Consider the following 16,026-nt stretch of genomic DNA (forward strand, 5'->3'; position numbering starts at 1 on the left):
GTCGACGACCTCGTCGAGCGTGGTGACCTGGTAGCCGTCCATCGCCGCCTGGAGCGCGCAGATGGGGTCGATCTCCGTGACGATCACGCGGGCGCCCTGGCCGCGCAGCGACTCCGCGCAGCCCTTGCCGACGTCGCCGTAGCCGCAGACCACGGCGGTCTTGCCGCCGATCAGCGTGTCCGTGGCGCGGTTGATGCCGTCCACCAGCGAGTGCCGGCAGCCGTACTTGTTGTCGAACTTCGACTTCGTCACGGCGTCGTTCACGTTGATCGCCGGGAACAGCAGCGTGCCCTCACGCTGCATCTCGTACAGGCGGTGCACACCCGTCGTGGTCTCCTCGGTGACACCGCGGATCTCGGAGGACAGCTGGGTCCACTTCTGCGGGCTCTCGGCGAGGGTGCGGTTGAGCAGCTCCAGGATGACCCGGTGCTCGTCGGACTCGGCGGTGTCCGGGGAGGGCGCCTTGCCGTCCTTCTCGTACTCCACGCCCTTGTGGACCAGGAGCGTGGCGTCGCCGCCGTCGTCGAGGATCATGTTGGGGCCGCCGGTGGGGCTGTCCGGCCAGGTCAGCGCCTGCTCGGTGCACCACCAGTACTCCTCGAGCGTCTCGCCCTTCCAGGCGAACACCGGGACGCCCTGCGGGTTGTCGGGCGTGCCGTTCGGACCGACGGCGATGGCGGCCGCGGCGTGGTCCTGGGTGGAGAAGATGTTGCAGGACGCCCAGCGGACCCGCGCGCCGAGCGCGACCAGGGTCTCGATGAGGACGGCGGTCTGCACGGTCATGTGCAGGGAGCCGGTGATCCGGGCGCCGGCCAGGGGCTGGGCGTCGGCGTACTCCTTGCGGATCGCCATCAGGCCGGGCATCTCGTGCTCGGCGAGGGTGATCTCCTTGCGGCCGAACTCGGCCAGGGAGAGGTCGGCGACCTTGAAGTCCTGTCGGTTGTCGACAGTCGTCATTACGGGCTGCTCCTCGGATTGGGGGTCGAGGTGGGTACGGCTGATCTGCGCGGCGACGGACACAGGTGTGCCCGAGGAGGGCACAGGCATGCCCCCGTGCGCGCAGCGCAGTCCGTCGGAGGCCCTCTCTCCCTCGGCCGGTCCGCGGTGGGACCGCCCGACCGCCATCAGCAGCGACGTCTGGCTTCGTCCCAAGCTACACCGACCCGCCCGGCGGGCCCCAGTCCGCCTGCGAACACATCAGGCCGTTCTGGAACCGCGGTGCGGTCCCGGAACGGCCTGACGGCGTGACCGAGGTGGGTCAGTGCTCCGCGTCCGGCTGGGTGGGTCCGCCGGGGGTGGCCTCGGGGTCGGCGCCCTTGGCGGCCTCGGCCTCGCTGTAGATGTCGGGCTCGAGGTAGATCACCCGGGCGATCGGCACGGCGTCGCGGATGCGGGCCTCGGCGGCGTTGATGGCGGCGGCGACCTCCGTGGCGGTGTCGTCGTGCCGGACGGCGATCTTGGCGGCGACCAGCAGCTCCTCCGGGCCGAGGTGGAGGGTGCGCATGTGGATGATGCGGGTGACGGTGTCGCCGTCGACGACGGCCGCCTCGATCTTGCGGGTCTCCTCGATGCCGGCGGACTCGCCGAGCAGCAGCGACTTGGTCTCCGCGGCGAGCACCAGGGCGATCAGGATGAGCAGGACGCCGATGCAGAGGGTGCCGATGCCGTCCCAGACGCTGTCGCCGGTGGCGAGGGCGAGGCCGACACCGCCGAGGGCGAGGACCAGACCGACGAGCGCGCCGAGGTCCTCCAGGAGGACGACCGGCAGCTCGGGCGCCTTGGCGTGGCGGACGAACTCCTTCCAGGAGCGCCGGCCGCGCGTGACGTTGGACTCCTTGATGGCGGTGCGGAAGGAGAAGCCCTCGGCGATGATCGCGAAGACCAGCACGCCGACCGGCCAGTACCAGTGCTCCAGCTCGTGCGGGTGCTTGATCTTCTCGTAGCCCTCGTAGAGAGCGAACATGCCGCCGACCGAGAACAGCACGATGGAGACGAGGAAGGCGTAGATGTACCGCTCGCGGCCGTAGCCGAAGGGGTGCTCCGGGGTGGCCTTGCGCTGGGCCTTCCTGCCGCCGACGAGCAGCAGTGCCTGGTTGCCGGAGTCGGCGACCGAGTGCACGGACTCGGCGAGCATCGACGAGGAGCCGCTGAAGACGAACGCCACGAACTTCGCTACCGCGATCGCGAGGTTGGCGGCGAGTGCCGCCACGATCGCCTTGGTGCCGCCTGACGCGCTCATGTGTTCGCGTTGTCCCTTCGTACGCCGTTGAGGTCGAGGCAGGCGTGGGTGCCTGCCGCCGGGCCGGTGCCCGTGCTGTGACGGTGCGCCATTGTTGCAGCCCCGCCCGGCGACGGCGCGTCAGGTCGTCGTCATGGACCGGTCAGAGGACGATCCGAGGACGGTCAGAGGACGACGGTGGCCCGGAAGAGGGTTCCGGTACCCGAGACGGCGGCCTTCTCACCCGCGGGGACGAACACGGACTGTCCGGGCGTCAGGTCGTGCTCGCCCGCGTGGACGGCGCCGGCGGTGCAGAGCAGGATCTGCGGGGCGTCGAGGCTGAGGTCGTGGGCGGGGGCGCCCTCGGGGAGGACGTATCGGGAGAGCCGGAACTCGTCGGTGGGGGTCTCGTAGACCTCCTCGTCGTCCGGGCCCGCCTCGGGGCGGAGCACACCGGGGTCGGCGGCCTCGAAGCGGACGATGCGCAGCAGTTCGGGCACGTCGACGTGCTTCGGGGTGAGGCCGCAACGCAGGACGTTGTCGGAGTTGGCCATGATTTCGACGCCCAGGCCCTGGAGGTAGGCGTGCGGGACGCCGGCGCCGAGGTACAGCGCCTCGCCGGGCTGGAGCCGGACGTGGTTGAGGAGCATCGCGGCGATGACGCCGGGGTCGCCCGGGTAGTGGTGGGCGATGCCGGCGTAGGGGGCGTAGGGGCCGCCGAGGCGGTCGCAGGCGGCGGCGGTCTCCGTGACGGTGTGGGCCGTCTCGTCCGGGTCGGCGGTGAGGACGGCGGTGAGCACCTCGCGCAGCGCCGCCTCCTCGGGGTGGGCGTGCAGCAGGTCCACGTACGGCTTGAGGGAGTCGACGCCGAGGCCGTCGAGGAGTTCGGCGGCGCGCAGCGGGTCGCGGAAGCCGCACAGGCCGTCGAACTCGGTGAGGGCGCAGATCAGTTCGGGCTTGTGGTTGGCGTCCTTGTAGTTGCGGTGCGGGGCGGTGACGGGGACGCCGCGGCGCTCCTCGTCCTCGTAGCCGGCCTGTGCCTGGGCGCGGTCGGGGTGGACCTGGAGGGACAGCGGGGAGCCGGCGGCGAGCAGCTTGAGCAGGAACGGCAGCCGGGGCCCGAACCTGGCGACGGCGGCGGCGCCGAGCTCCCGCTCCGGGTCGGCGTCGATGACCTCGGCGAGGGTGCCCCGGCCGGTGCGCGAGGGTGCGCCGGGGTGGGCGCCCATCCACATCTCCGCCTGCGGTTCACCGGTCGGTTCGGTGCCGAGCAGCCGCGGGATGGCGGTGACGGAGCCCCAGGCGTAGGGGCGGACGGTGTTGTCGAGGCGGTCCATGGGGCTTGTCGCGTTCCTTCTGCCGGGTTCTCGTACTGCCGGGGCTCGTGCCGCCGGTCTTCGTGCTGCCGGTGCTCGTGCGGGCGCGCCGGGCCGGGTGCCGGCGCGGAGGTCAGGGGGTCTTGGGCATCATCGGGGTGCCGAGGCGAGCGCCAGGTAAACGGCGGCGAAATCGGTGACGGCGATCAGTTCGGCGAGGGTCTCCAGTTCGCCGCCCTCCTCCGGTTCCAGCTCGCTGACCGGCGTGTCGTGGGTGAGGGCCAGTTCGCGGGCGGCGGGCGCGGCGGTGAGGCCGCCGAGGGGGCGGTCGCGGAGCAGCACCACGCGCGCGTGCAGAGCGGGCGCCTCCTCCACGCGGTCGCGGAAGAAGTCGTCCGGGTCGGCCCGGGCGGCGAGCGGGCCGGCGAGCAGGGCGCTGTGCGCGGCGAGCGCCTCGGGCAGTTCCGCGACGACGGCGGGGGTGCCGGACAGCTCGGCGAGCGCGGCGGCGAACCGCCGTCCTGCCGGTCCGGCCGAGACGCCCTCGGTCCATACGACGGGCAGCGCGTCGGCGAGTTCGGCGGCGAGGGTCTTGGCCGCGTTGCTGTACGTGGCGACGGCGGGCCCGCAGCGTTCGGCGACGGCGTCGAGGCGGTCGGCGACCTTCTCCAGGGCGTCCGGCGGCGCGGTGAGCAGGCCGGTGCGGTCCAGCAGGGCGAGCAGCGGGGTGAGCAGCGCCCACAGCACCCCGGGCGCGGAGGCGGCGAGGGGTTCGTCGTGGTCGTAGGGCGCGGTGGCCATGGGGACGAACAGGCCGCGGCTGCCGGAGACGGACTCGGCGAGCGGGGTGCCGGCGGGGGCGACGGCGACGACGGTGAGGCCGCGGCGGTACGCCTGCTCGGTGAGCAGGGACAGGCCCGGTTCGGTGCCGTCCGGGGTGGCGATCAGCAGCAGGTCCACGGACCCGGTCCAGCCCGGCAGTTCCCAGCGCAGGGCGCCCGCGGCGGGCGCGACGCCGGTGGGGGCGAGGCGGGTGACGGGGCTGCCGGCGCCGGCCAGGGTGCCGAGCAGGTCGGCGGTCTGGGTGGCGGCGGCGCCGGGCCCAGCGATGAGCACGGCGCGGGGGCGGCCGTCGGGCTTCAGGTCGCCGACGCCGGCCTCGGCGGCGTGCCGTGCCGCGGTGCGGACGCGGGCGCCGGCCTCGGCGGTGCCGCGGAGCAGCGCGCGGTGGTCGGCCTCGGCGAGGCCCTCCGGTGAGTCGAGCAGCGATTCGTCGAGCATGGGCGACAGGCTCCGATCGGCGGGGCGTCGGCGGTACGCGGGGGCTCCGAGCGCGCGGCTGCGGCTACTGGGGGCGGCGGGCCTCGTCGACGAGGAGGACGGGGATGCCGTCGCGGACCGGGTAGGCGAGGCCGCAGTCCTGGCCGGTGCAGACCAGCTCGGTGTTCCGCTCCTCGAGGGGGGAGTGGCAGGCCGGGCAGGCCAGGATCTCCAGGAGGCCGGCTTCGAGAGGCATGAGGGTCCCTTCGCTGGTGGATGTGCTGGTCAGGGTACCGCCGGTGAGGGCCGTGCGGCGGGTCCGGGGCGGTCCCGCACGATCACCCGCCGCCCCGGTCGTCAGCGGTTCCGCGGTTACCGCCTGATCAGGGCGAGGGCCTCGTCGCGGACGCGGATCATGGTGGCCTCGTCCCGGGCCTCGGCGTTCAGCCGGAGCAGCGGTTCGGTGTTGCTGGGGCGGACGTTGAACCACCAGTCGGCGGCGGAGACGGTGAGGCCGTCCAGCTCGTCGAGGGTGACGCCCTCGCGGCCCTCGTAGGCGGCGCGGATCGCGGCGAGGCGGGCGGCCTGGTCGTCGACGGTGGAGTTGATCTCGCCGGAGCCGGCGTAGCGGTCGTACGCGGCGACGAGCGCGGACAGGGTGCCCTGCTGCCCGCCGAGCGCGGCGAGGACGTGCAGGGCGGCCAGCATGCCGGTGTCGGCGTTCCAGAAGTCGCGGAAGTAGTAGTGGGCGGAGTGCTCGCCGCCGAAGATGGCGCCGGTCCTGGCCATCTCCGCCTTGATGAAGGAGTGGCCCACGCGGGTGCGCTCGGGGGTGCCGCCGTGCTCGCGGACGACCTCGGGCACGGACCGGGAGGTGATCAGGTTGTGGATGACGGTGCCCTTGCCGCCGTTGCGCGCGAGTTCGCGGGAGGCGACCAGGGCGGTGACGGCGGAGGGGGGGACCGGTTCGCCGCGCTCGTCGACGACGAAGCAGCGGTCGGCGTCGCCGTCGAAGGCGAGGCCGAGGTCGGCGCCCTCCTCCCGGACCCGCTTCTGCAGGTCGACGAGATTGGCCGGGTCGAGCGGGTTGGCCTCGTGGTTGGGGAAGGTGCCGTCGAGCTCGAAGTAGAGGGGGACGACGGTGAGCGGCAGTCCGGCGAGGACGGTCGGGACGGTGTGGCCGCCCATGCCGTTGCCCGCGTCGACGACGACCTTCAGCGGGCGGATGCCGGTGACGTCGACGAGCGAGCGCAGGTGGGCCGCGTAGTCCTCGAGGGTGTCGCGGCGGGTGACGGTGCCGGTGGCCGCGGCCGGCTCAGGCGCGCCCGTGGCGGTCCACTCCTCGACGAGGGCGCGGATGTCGGCGAGGCCGGTGTCCTGGCCGACGGGGGCGGCGCCGGCGCGGCACAGCTTGATGCCGTTGTACCGCGCCGGGTTGTGCGAGGCGGTGAACATGGCGCCGGGCAGGTCCAGCGCGCCGGAGGCGTAGTAGAGCTGGTCGGTGGAGCACAGGCCGATCTCGGTGACGTCGGCGCCCTGGCCGGCCGCGCCGCGCGCGAAGGCGGCGGACAGACCCGGCGACGAGGGGCGCATGTCGTGGCCGGTGACGACGGCGGTCGCGGCGGTCACCCGGACGAAGGCGGCGCCGAAGAGCTCGGCGAGCGGCTCGTCCCACTGGTCGGGGACGACCCCGCGCACGTCGTACGCCTTCACGATCTGCGAGAGATCAGCAGCCACGGCCAGCCCTTCCGGAAGTCCTGTCGGTCACCACAAACTACCCGTAGCGTCCGGCACGGCCCCCGCGGAGGTTCAGGAAGGTTCACGGCAGCATCCAGCCGAGCACGGCCGTGCTCTGGCCCACCACGATCAGGCACATCACGAGCAGCAGGCCGAGGCTCCAGGGCAGCACCTTGCGCAGCAGGTCGCCCTCGCGGCCGGCGAGCCCGACGGCCGCGCAGGCGATGGTGAGGTTCTGCGGCGAGATCATCTTGCCGAGCACGCCGCCGGAGCTGTTGGCGGCGGCGAGCAGTTCGGGCGAGAGGCCGGACTGCTGGGCGGCGGTGACCTGGAGGGCGCCGAACAGGGCGTTGGCGGAGGTGTCGGAGCCGGACACGGCGACGCCGAACCAGCCCAGCACCGGGGACAGGAAGGCGAGGCCCGCTCCGGCGGCCGCCACGAAGTGGCCGATGGTGGCGGCCTGGCCGGAGAGGTTCATGACGTAGGCGAGGGCGAGCACGCTGGTCACCGTGAGCAGGGCGAACCGCAGTTCGCGCACGGTCTCCAGCCACTCCCTGACCGCCACGCGCGCGTGGACGCCGAGGACGACGGCGGTGGCGAGCCCGGCGAACAGCACGAGCGTCCCGCCGGTGGAGACGAGCGGCAGGCTGAACATGTTGCCGGAGACGGGCTCGCCGTCCGGGTTCGCGACGTCCAGCAGCGGCCAGTTCCAGGTCCGGGTGGCGCCGGCCAGCCAGTCCTTGACGGCCGGGATCTGCGCGACGGCGAAGATCGCGACGATCAGCGCGTACGGGGTGTACGCCCGCACCACCTCGCCGCGCGGGTCCTCGGCGTCCAGTTCCTCGCTGCGGGTGCCGGTGAGCACGGAGGCCCGTACGGACTCGGCGGCGGGCACGCGCGCGTGGGGCACGGCCATCAGGGCGCCGGCGCCGGCGAGCGCGGCGCCGATGTCGGCGAGCTGGGCGGAGACGAAGTTGGACGCGACGAACTGCGCCACGGCGAAGGCGACGCCGCACACCAGGGCCGGCACCCAGGTCTCGCGCAGGCCGCGCCGGCCGTCGACCAGCCACACCAGCACGAGCGGCACCACGAGGGCGAGCAGCGGGGTCTGGCGGCCGACGACGGACGCCACGGAGTCCAGCGGCAGCCCGGTGACCTGGGCGAGCGTGACGACGGGCGTGCCCATCGCGCCGAACGCCACCGGCGCGGTGTTGGCGACCAGCGCGACCACGGCGGCGCGTACGGGGTCGAAGCCGAGGGCCACCAGCATCACGGCGGAGATCGCGACGGGGGCGCCGAAACCGGCCAGGGCCTCCAGCAGGGCGCCGAAGCAGAACGCGACGACGAGGGCCTGGATGCGGGGGTCGTCGGAGAGGCGCCCGAAGGAGCGGCGCAGGATGTCGAAGTGGCGGGTGCGGACCGTCATGCGGTAGATCCACAGGGCGTTGACGACGATCCACATGATGGGGAAGAGCCCGAAGACCGCGCCCTGGACGCCGCTGGAGAGCGTCTGGCCGAGCGGCATCCCGTACGCCAGCCAGGCCACCGCGACGGCCGCCGCCAGGCCGATGAGGCCCGCGAGGTGCGCCTTCATGCGGACGCCGCCGAGCAGCACCAGCACGATCAGCAGCGGCAGGGCCGCCACGAGGGCGGAGAGGCCGAGCGATCCGGCGACGGGTTCCAGTTCCTGGACGTACACGAGCGCCTCCCGGATTCCGCCATGCGAAAGCGATTTCTCGCTGGGTCACCGGAATGGTTGTGTCCGCGCCAAGCGGGCGTCAATGGATGTGCGGTGAAGGGATGGGACGGGGCGACCGGGCGTACGGTCTCAGTTGTCCGGGGAGCGCAGAACCCGCAGGTGGCCGCGGCGGGCGACCTCCATCGGGTCGGCGCCGCGCGCGCCGCCGCCGGCTCCGGCCGCCCGCTCCTGGGGGCGGGCCGCCTCGCGCACGGCGTTGGCGAGCGCTTCCAGATCGTCCCCGCTGGGCTGCGCCGGGGCGGACCCGTCGAGCAGGCGGACGACCTCCCAGCCACGCGGCGCGGTGAGGCGCTCGGAGTGCTCGGCGCACAGGTCGTAGCAGTGGGGTTCGGCGTAGGTGGCGAGCGGGCCGAGGACCGCGGTCGAGTCGGCGTAGACGTACGTCAGCGTCGCGACGGCGGGACGGCCGCAAGCGGTGCGCGAACAGCGACGTACAGGGCTCACGACGTTGGACGGTACCGCACTCTTGAGCGGGCCGCGACGACTCTCCACCAGGTCACTCCCCCGTGTCGGGGTGTGAAACGCCCCACATACCCCAGGAAGCACACCTCTGTGACCAGGCGGTACGCCGGAACGGCGGCTTTCGGCCGGTTCTGATTCCGGTCACCAGTCGGCATAAACACCGTCAAATGCCTTGAGGTCTTCGGTCCAGGAGAGATACGGAATCGAGCCCAACCTTGGCTGAAATGGTCACGTTCCGACATGGCGCGCGGGTCGGCCGGAAGGCGCGTGGGCGTACGGCGGCGCGGCGGCACGACGGCTACTCTTCGCATTGATGGACAGCCCCGTGACTCCTCGCTCCGCAAACCCCGGGCCCCGACGCCGTGACCGCCACGGCCGGGGCATGCGCGGCCCGATCGCACCGCCCCAGGTGCCGCTGGCCGCCAGCCGCGCGGAGACCTTCGCGGACCTGGTGCAGGACTCGGTGGAGCGGCTGGAGCGGCGCTGGCCGCAGCTCGCCGACATCGATTTCCTGGTGCAGGACGTCCCCCGGCTGGACGGCGCGGCCGGATCCGGCTGGGACGAGACGGTCCCGCTGGGCGGGACCGTGACGGCCCGCGACGGCCGCCCCGCGCGCGTGGTGATCTACCGGCGGCCGGTCGAGATCCGCTCCAAGGGCCGCGACGAGCGGGCGGCGCTGGTCCACGAGGTCGTGGTCGAGCAGGTCGCCGACCTGCTGGGACTGACCCCCGAGACGGTCGACCCCCGGTACGGCGAGGACTGAGGCACCCGGGGGTCCGCGCGGCTGCTCCCGCGCCGCGGAGCGGCTACTTCTGCAGCACGGACAGGTCCTCGCTCGCGTCCGGCACCGCCACCATGCCCCGGTCGTCCGGGAGCGGCTGCACCGTGAAGAACGGGACGCCGCCCTCCGTTTTGGCCAGGGTCCGCGACGCGTACACCGGGCCGCCCGACCGCGTCTCGACCGTCAGCGCGTAGCTGCCTTTCAGGCCCGCGGGCACGGGCGCCTCGACGTCCTGCGTGGTGCCCGGCTTGATGGTGTACGTCTTGGTCTGCGGCGTGCCGCCCTTGGTGCCCGCCGAGGCCGTCACCTCGATCTCGGCGCCGCCCTGGGGAGCGGTCACCGAGAGGGTGGTGCCCTTGGCGGTGTTGTCCAGCGCCGTCGCCCGCGTCTCGAGCGGCCGGGCCGCCGGGATGAACGCCGACTCCTGTTTGCCCTCCTCACCGCGCAGCACCCGCACCGCCGCCACCACCGGCACGGAGCCGTCCGGCGCCGTCAGCACCAGGGAGCCCGCCTCGCCGCGCGTGAGGTCGCCCAGGTCGAAGCCCGCGGTCATGCCGCCCTTCAGGTGCAGCGTCTCGTTGCCGGCCGGGGTGATCAGACCGGACGGGGAGGCGAGCTGCACCTTCAGGTCGACGTCGGCGTCCCCGGGCGTGAAGGCGACCAGGCGCACCGCCTTGGCGTCCTTCGGGATGCCGGGCAGGACCAGGCTGCCCGACGGGTCCGCCGACGCGGGCAGCCAGTCGCCGCCCGTCTCGTCGTCCAGGGCCTGCACGGCCGCGCCGACCCGGCCGCTGCGCACCACCACGTGCACGGTGACGTCGGTCTGCTTCTCGGCGGTGAGCGTGGACAGCAGCAGCGGCTCGGCGGAGCGCGGCTTGACCGTGACGCCCTCGCCCACCGTCGTCTCCAGCTCCCCGTCCTTGCCGTAGAGCTCGATGTCGACCACGGCCGCGGAGTCGTCGGGGTTGGTCAGGTGGATGTAGTCGGTGCGGCTGTCGTCGGTGCTGGCGCCGGGGAACCAGAACTGCGTGTCGGCGGCCGAGCAGGCGACGCCCTGGAGCCCGCGGCCGGTGCCTGCGGCGACCTCCGTGGTCTGCTGCGCGGTCCAGCCGGACGCGAAGCGGCCGTCGGCGGTGCCGACGAGGGCGGGGGCGTCCGCTCCGCTGGCCTCGACGGCCACGGGCTTGCCGGGCGCCTGGAGCTGGAGGACGGGCTTGTCGGCCTTGTCGTCCTTCGCCGCGTCCTTCCCGCCCTGCTCATCCTTCTTGTCGTTCTCGCCGTCCTCGCCGGTCGAGCCGTTCTCGCCGTCCTTCTCGTCCTCGCTCCCGCCGTCCGCGTCCTCCTCCGGCGCCGACTGCTGCGCGGCCGACCGCAGGACGGCCGTGCCCTTGTCGTCCGCGCCCTCCGTCACCGGGGTGAACGAGGTGTACGTCGTCTCGGCCAGGTCGGAGGTGCTGGGCTGCGGGCACAGCAGGCCGGTGCGCTCCACGGGCAGGGTGGCCGCCGCCCCGGTCCGCTCCTCGGCGGCCCCGGGGTCCGGCGCCGAGACCGCGGCGAAGCCGGTGACGGCGGCGAGCGCGGTGACGCCCGCGATCAGGGACAGGGTGGTGCGGTTCACTGCTGGCTCCCGTCAGGACGCTCGTTGCCCGTGCCGTTGGGGTCGTACGCGGGGTCGTAGCCCTGTTGCGGGTACGCCGTCCCGTCGTATCCCTGCGCGTACGACTGGTCGTAGCCCTGCTGCGGGGCGCCGTAGCCGTACGGGTCGTACGCGCCGTCCTGCTGCGGGTAGCCCTCCGCCGGGTACTGCTGGTAGGGCGCGGCGGCGTAGGCGTTCTGGTCGTATCCGGCAGTCTGGTCGTACTCGGGGTTCTGGTCGTACTCGGGGTTCTGGTCGTAGCCGGCGTTCCCGTACGGCCCCTGGTCCCAGTCGCCGTAGCCGGCCTGGTGGGGGACGGACGCCGGGGGGTGCTCCGGCGGGGCGGGCACGTCGGACTCCGTGTCCCTGCCGTCCCTGCCGTCCGTGCCGTCCGTGCTGTCCATGCCGTCCGTGCCGTCCGTGCCGTGGGCGGCGGCCGCGGCCGTTGCCTCCGCCTCGGCCTGGGCGCGCAGCCTGCGCGCCCGGCGGCCGTCGCCGGCCAGGGCCTCGGCCGGGACGGGCGCCTCCTCGGGCAGGTCGTCGTCGACGTCACGGCGGCGGCCGGGCAGCGCCATGACGACGAGGACCAGGGCGAGCAGGCCCTGCGCCCACATCCACAGGGTGTGGGTGAGCGGCTCGTCGTAGGTGACGTCGAGGGCGCCGCCGGACGCGGGCAGTTCGAAGCCCTGGGCCCAGCCGTCGACCGTGGTGGGGGTGAGCGGCTCGCCGTCGAGGGTGGCGGTCCAGCCCTCGGCGGCGGAGTCGGCCAGGCGCAGGACGCGGCCCTCCGGGCCGTCCTCGATCTCGGTGTGGATCTCGACCGGTCCCGCGGCCACGGGCTCCGGCTCGCCCTTGCCCTCGGCGGGCACGACGGTGGCGCGGGCGACCTGCCGGTCCACCCGCCACAGCGCGCCGCCCGCCTGCTGGCTGAGCCGGCTCAGGCCGGGCGTGGCGTCCAGCACCCGGGTGACCTCGCGGGGGGCGCCCCGGTGCACGAGGACGTAGCGGACGGCGAAGCCGCCGAGCTGGTCGGCCTGGTCGGCGCCGGAGCCGGCGACGAGGTTGGCGACCACCTTGTCGAGCAGGTCGTTCTCGCCGTCCTGGGCGGCGATCTCCGCGTCGCCCATGCGGGCCCCGGAGCCGCGCACCAGCACGTAGTCGACGCGGTCGGCGGAGTCGGTGTCGAGGACCAGGGTGCGGGCCTGGTCGCGGGTGGCGCTCTCCTCGGCGACGAACGCCGGCACCTGCACCGGGAGGCGCCGCTCGACGGGTCCGTCGGCGCCGCGGACCATCCAGCCGACGGCGAGGACCAGCGGGCCGACGGCGCAGGCCAGGGCGATCAGCGCGGCGACCGGCTGGCGCCAGCCGAAGCTCTGCTCGGCGACCCGCGCGCGGGCGCCGTCGGCGCCCAGCGTGCCGGCGGCCAGCAGGGCGATGCCCTGGACGAGGGTGGCGGGGCCGGCCCAGGCGGAGTTGTTGGACAGGACGGCGAAGACGAGGCCCACCAGGGCGGCCGCCCACGCGGTGAGGATCGCCGTGCGGCGCTCGGCGCGCAGCAGGGCGGCCAGCGCGGCGAGGACCAGGCCGATCAGCAGCAGCCCGCCGCTCGTGCCGGGCCCGCCGGGGCTCGCGCCGAGCAGGTCGAGCGGCGACGCGCCCGACGGCCCGTACGGCAGTCCGGCCTCGGTGAAGAAGCCGAACGGCAGCAGGGACAGCGACCAGGGGGCGAGCACCAGCAGGGGGCTGCCGAACTGCGCCAGGAAGCGCGGGGCGTAGGCCTTGAGGTCGGACCTGCGCAGGGCCAGCACGCCGATGCCGAGGACCAGCGCCATCGGCCACACGATCGGGGTGAAGGCCGTGGTGAGGGTGAGCAGCAGCGCGTACGCCCAGGTGGCGCGCCAGCTGCCGCGGCCGTCGGGGGCGGTGAGGCCACTCGCGGCGATGCCGGCGCGGGCGAGGAGGGGCAGCAGCACGGCGAGCACGGCCGTGCCGATGCGTCCCGCGGCCAGCGCGCCGGTCGCGGCGGGCAGGAAGGCGTAGGCGACGGCCGCCCAGGCGCGCAGCAGCCGGGACTCGACCAGCGGGCGGGAGGCGAAGTACGCGGTGAAGCCGGCCAGCGGCACCGAGCAGACCAGCAGCACGGTGACGGCGAGGCCGGTGGAGCCGATCAGCAGGGTCGCGAGCGCCGCGACGATCGCCAGGTAGGGCGGTGCGGTGCCGGTGCCGCCGGCGCCGACCGCGTGCCAGGCGTCGGTGTAGCGGGCCCACAGGTCGCCCGCGGCGGCCGGCGCGGGCAGCAGGGCGCCGCCGGCCAGCGCGCCGCCGCCGAGGAGCTGACGGCATGCCACCAGGGAGACCAGCAGCAGCGTCAGGAACAGCACGGGTCCCGGCCGGCGGGCGATGCGCTTGAGGCGGGCGAACTGCTCGATCTCGAGGAAGTCGGCGTCGTCGCCGCCGGGTCCGGACTCGATCGCGCTGCCGTGCCGGCCGGCGCCGGAGGCGGCCTCGGGGTCGGAGCGGCCGACGACGTTGCTCGCGACCTGCTCCACGGTGACGCGGACGGTCGCGCCGGGCGGCGGGAACAGCGGCCGCAGCTCGCCCTTGTCGACCTGCGGGCTGCCGCGGTCGCGGCGTCCGGCGAGGATGCGCTCGGGCCGCAGCAGGACGCCCATGAGGCCGCGGATCTCGTCGACGGCCTGTCCGGGGACCTTGCCGACCAGGTAGGCGAGGGTGCGCAGCAGGGTGCCGAGGACGACTCTCAGGAACACCCAGGGCAGGGCGGCGGTGCGGGTGTTGACGAGGAGGGTGTGGACGGCGCCGGCCTTGTCCACCTTGTGCGGGGAGGCGGCGGTGCGGCCCACACAGTCGACGGTGCGGCGCTCGCGGGAGGCCGCCTCGGCGTGCCGGACGACCGCCTCGGGCGCGACGAGGACCCGGTAGCCGGCGGCGTTGAGCCGCCAGCACAGGTCGACGTCGTCGCGCATGAGGGGCAGGTGCCGGTCGAAGCCGCCGAGCTGCTCGAAGAGGTCGCGGCGGACGAGCATGCCCGCGGTGGACACGCTGAGCACCGGCCGTACGTGGTCGTGCTGGCCCTGGTCCTGCTCGCGGCGGTCCAGGCCGGTCCAGCGGCGGCCGGAGTTGGCGATGGAGACGCCGACCTCGAGGAGCTGCCTGCGGTCGTACCAGCCGCGGAGCTTGGGGCCGACGACGGCGACGTCCTCGCGGCCGAGCTCGTACTCGTTCTCCACGACGCGCAGCAGCTCGGCCAGCGCGTCGGGCTCGGGGGCGCAGTCGTCGTGCAGCAGCCACAGCCACTCGACCGGTTCGCCGTGGGGCAGTTCGGGCAGGTCGTAGGCGTCGTCCCGCCAGCTGCGGGTGACCGGGTCCCAGCCGCTCGGCCGCTTCAGGTACGGCAGGTCGTCCGGGGTGAGGTGCGGGGCGCCGCGGTGACACTCCTCGACGGCCTGGCCGAAGCCGGTGCGCCGGGCGAGGTGCAGGACGCGGTCGTCGCCGAGGGCCTCGGTGACCAGCCGGGCGGAGTCGTCGGCGCTGCCGGTGTCGGCGGCCATGGCGAACTGGACGGGGCGCTCCTGGCCGGTCAGGCCGGCGAGGGCGTCCGGGAGCCAGCGGGCGCCGTCGTGGGAGACGAGGACCGCGGTCACCACGTGACGCGGGAACTCTGGTGCGGCAGCGGAATCCTGACGGGCTGCCGTGTGGCTGTGCACGGACATCGAGGTACGGGCCCCGGTTCGGTGGACTGTGGGGACGCCCGTGCCCGATGGGGGCGGCGGGGCGTCTCGGACGAGCGACCACACTATCGGCTGCACAACAAGGGGGCCCGCCGCCTGTGGACAACCCACCGGCGACGGGCCTTAAATGCCGTTTGTACGAAGAAGCGTGTGGATATCGGGAGTGCGCCGCGCGCCTCCCGGGGTGCCGCGGGTCAGACGGCGGCCTTCTTGAGGCGGCGCCGCTCCCGCTCGGACAGGCCGCCCCAGATGCCGAAGCGTTCGTCGTGGGCGAGGGCGTACTCGAGGCACTCGGAGCGGACCTCGCAGGCGAGACAGACCTTCTTGGCCTCCCGGGTGGAGCCGCCCTTCTCGGGGAAGAAGGACTCGGGGTCGGTCTGGGCGCACAGCGCGCGCTCCTGCCAGCCGAGTTCCTCGTCCGCGTCGTCGACCAGCAGTTGCTGCACCAGCTCGGTCATGTGCGCCCCTCGTCCGTCTTTCGCGTCCCCGTGATGTAGCCGTTACCGATTCCGGCTGAACGACACGAGTGAAATTACAAGTGTGCTGCTCCGGGCGAGTCAAGCCGAGATCTGCTATTGAGCCCCTTATTCACTCTGCGGAACCAAGGCCGAGCGGAAAGTGTTCAAATCACCCTAAACCTCGACACACGTACGGGACCCGCGAGGGTGTCCGGCCCCACGGGGAGCCTCATAAGAGAGGACGCCCGAAGGATCGATCTCGTTCCGACACCCCTGCCGCGGCGATCCGGATCACAGTCGGATCACGGGATCGCAACGGCGCACGGGGCGCCCGGCCGTGCGCACCTTGTGTCCCGGGAGCCGGTTGAGCAAACCTTTCGCCTGCCAGATGCACCGGATGAGGTGAACCCGATCCCACATACCGGGCGTCGAGTTGACTTCGGTGGTGTGAACCGCTCTTCTTGTGGGCATGCTCGCGAATCCGGCACTCACCTCGACCCGCTCCGCCGGGTTCCTCGGTGCTGCCCGCGCTCGCTGTGGCTGTCGCTGTACCGGCTGTTGAGCCACCTCGCTCCCGCCGTCGCCGTGTTCCCGAGGGACCCGGCCCCCGCCTGCTGAACTCCGCTCCCACCGGGGCGCCCCCTGCCGCC

At 73.7% G+C, this 16,026-nt stretch carries 12 protein-coding genes; 1 reads left to right on the top strand and 11 read right to left on the bottom strand.

Annotated elements, in window-relative coordinates:
• The 8 genes from CCN29_RS21950 to CCN29_RS21985 all read right to left on the bottom strand — a co-directional run.
• A partial coding sequence (locus CCN29_RS21950; RefSeq protein ID WP_086683905.1) for an adenosylhomocysteinase occupies positions 1-957 on the bottom strand: 957 nt, incomplete at its 3' end.
• 301 nt (positions 958-1,258) lie between these two features.
• The gene (locus CCN29_RS21955; protein ID WP_006134657.1) at positions 1,259-2,239 is read right to left on the bottom strand and encodes a cation diffusion facilitator family transporter; all 981 of its coding nucleotides are present in this window, start codon (positions 2,237-2,239) and stop codon (positions 1,259-1,261) included.
• Positions 2,240-2,403: 164 nt separating this feature from the next.
• Complete coding sequence (manA, locus tag CCN29_RS21960) at positions 2,404-3,555, bottom strand: mannose-6-phosphate isomerase, class I (protein ID WP_006134658.1); 1,152 nt, start codon at positions 3,553-3,555, stop codon at positions 2,404-2,406.
• 129 nt (positions 3,556-3,684) lie between these two features.
• Positions 3,685-4,815 carry an SIS domain-containing protein gene (locus CCN29_RS21965; RefSeq protein WP_006134659.1) on the bottom strand — a complete coding sequence of 377 codons (1,131 nt, stop codon included), beginning with the start codon at positions 4,813-4,815 and terminating at the stop codon, positions 3,685-3,687.
• A gap of 64 nt (positions 4,816-4,879) precedes the next feature.
• A complete protein-coding gene (locus CCN29_RS21970) occupies positions 4,880-5,050 on the bottom strand; it encodes a Trm112 family protein (RefSeq protein ID WP_086683908.1) in 171 nt (56 codons plus the stop codon).
• 116 nt (positions 5,051-5,166) lie between these two features.
• The gene (locus CCN29_RS21975; protein WP_086683911.1) at positions 5,167-6,531 is read right to left on the bottom strand and encodes a phosphomannomutase/phosphoglucomutase; all 1,365 of its coding nucleotides are present in this window, start codon (positions 6,529-6,531) and stop codon (positions 5,167-5,169) included.
• An 82-nt stretch (positions 6,532-6,613) separates the two neighbouring features.
• Positions 6,614-8,230 (bottom strand): L-lactate permease, encoded by a 1,617-nt coding sequence (locus tag CCN29_RS21980; protein WP_086683914.1) that lies wholly within the window; start codon positions 8,228-8,230, stop codon positions 6,614-6,616.
• Between the two features lie 129 nt (positions 8,231-8,359).
• Positions 8,360-8,782 carry a DUF3499 domain-containing protein gene (locus CCN29_RS21985; protein ID WP_006134663.1) on the bottom strand — a complete coding sequence of 141 codons (423 nt, stop codon included), beginning with the start codon at positions 8,780-8,782 and terminating at the stop codon, positions 8,360-8,362.
• A 352-nt stretch (positions 8,783-9,134) separates the two neighbouring features.
• On the opposite strand from CCN29_RS21985, the gene CCN29_RS21990 reads away from it, so the two are divergent.
• A complete protein-coding gene (locus CCN29_RS21990; protein WP_006134665.1) occupies positions 9,135-9,515 on the top strand; it encodes a metallopeptidase family protein in 381 nt (126 codons plus the stop codon).
• Positions 9,516-9,558: 43 nt separating this feature from the next.
• On the opposite strand, the gene CCN29_RS21995 is transcribed toward CCN29_RS21990, so the two are convergent.
• The 3 genes from CCN29_RS21995 to CCN29_RS22005 all read right to left on the bottom strand — a co-directional run bounded on the left by CCN29_RS21995 (position 9,559) and on the right by CCN29_RS22005 (position 15,376).
• A complete protein-coding gene (locus tag CCN29_RS21995; protein ID WP_086683917.1) occupies positions 9,559-11,151 on the bottom strand; it encodes a DUF5719 family protein in 1,593 nt (530 codons plus the stop codon).
• Positions 11,148-14,834 carry a glycosyltransferase gene (locus tag CCN29_RS22000; RefSeq protein ID WP_442538443.1) on the bottom strand — a complete coding sequence of 1,229 codons (3,687 nt, stop codon included), beginning with the start codon at positions 14,832-14,834 and terminating at the stop codon, positions 11,148-11,150. Before CCN29_RS22000 ends, CCN29_RS21995 begins: the two co-directional genes overlap by 4 nt.
• Before the next feature lie 278 nt (positions 14,835-15,112).
• Positions 15,113-15,376, bottom strand: a complete 264-nt coding sequence (locus tag CCN29_RS22005; protein WP_006134669.1) for a WhiB family transcriptional regulator — start codon at positions 15,374-15,376, stop codon at positions 15,113-15,115.
• Between the last annotated feature and the right edge of the window lie 650 nt (positions 15,377-16,026).

Origin of the sequence: Streptomyces pseudogriseolus (genome assembly GCA_002154585.1) — a bacterium.
GTDB lineage: Bacteria > Actinomycetota > Actinomycetes > Streptomycetales > Streptomycetaceae > Streptomyces > Streptomyces pseudogriseolus.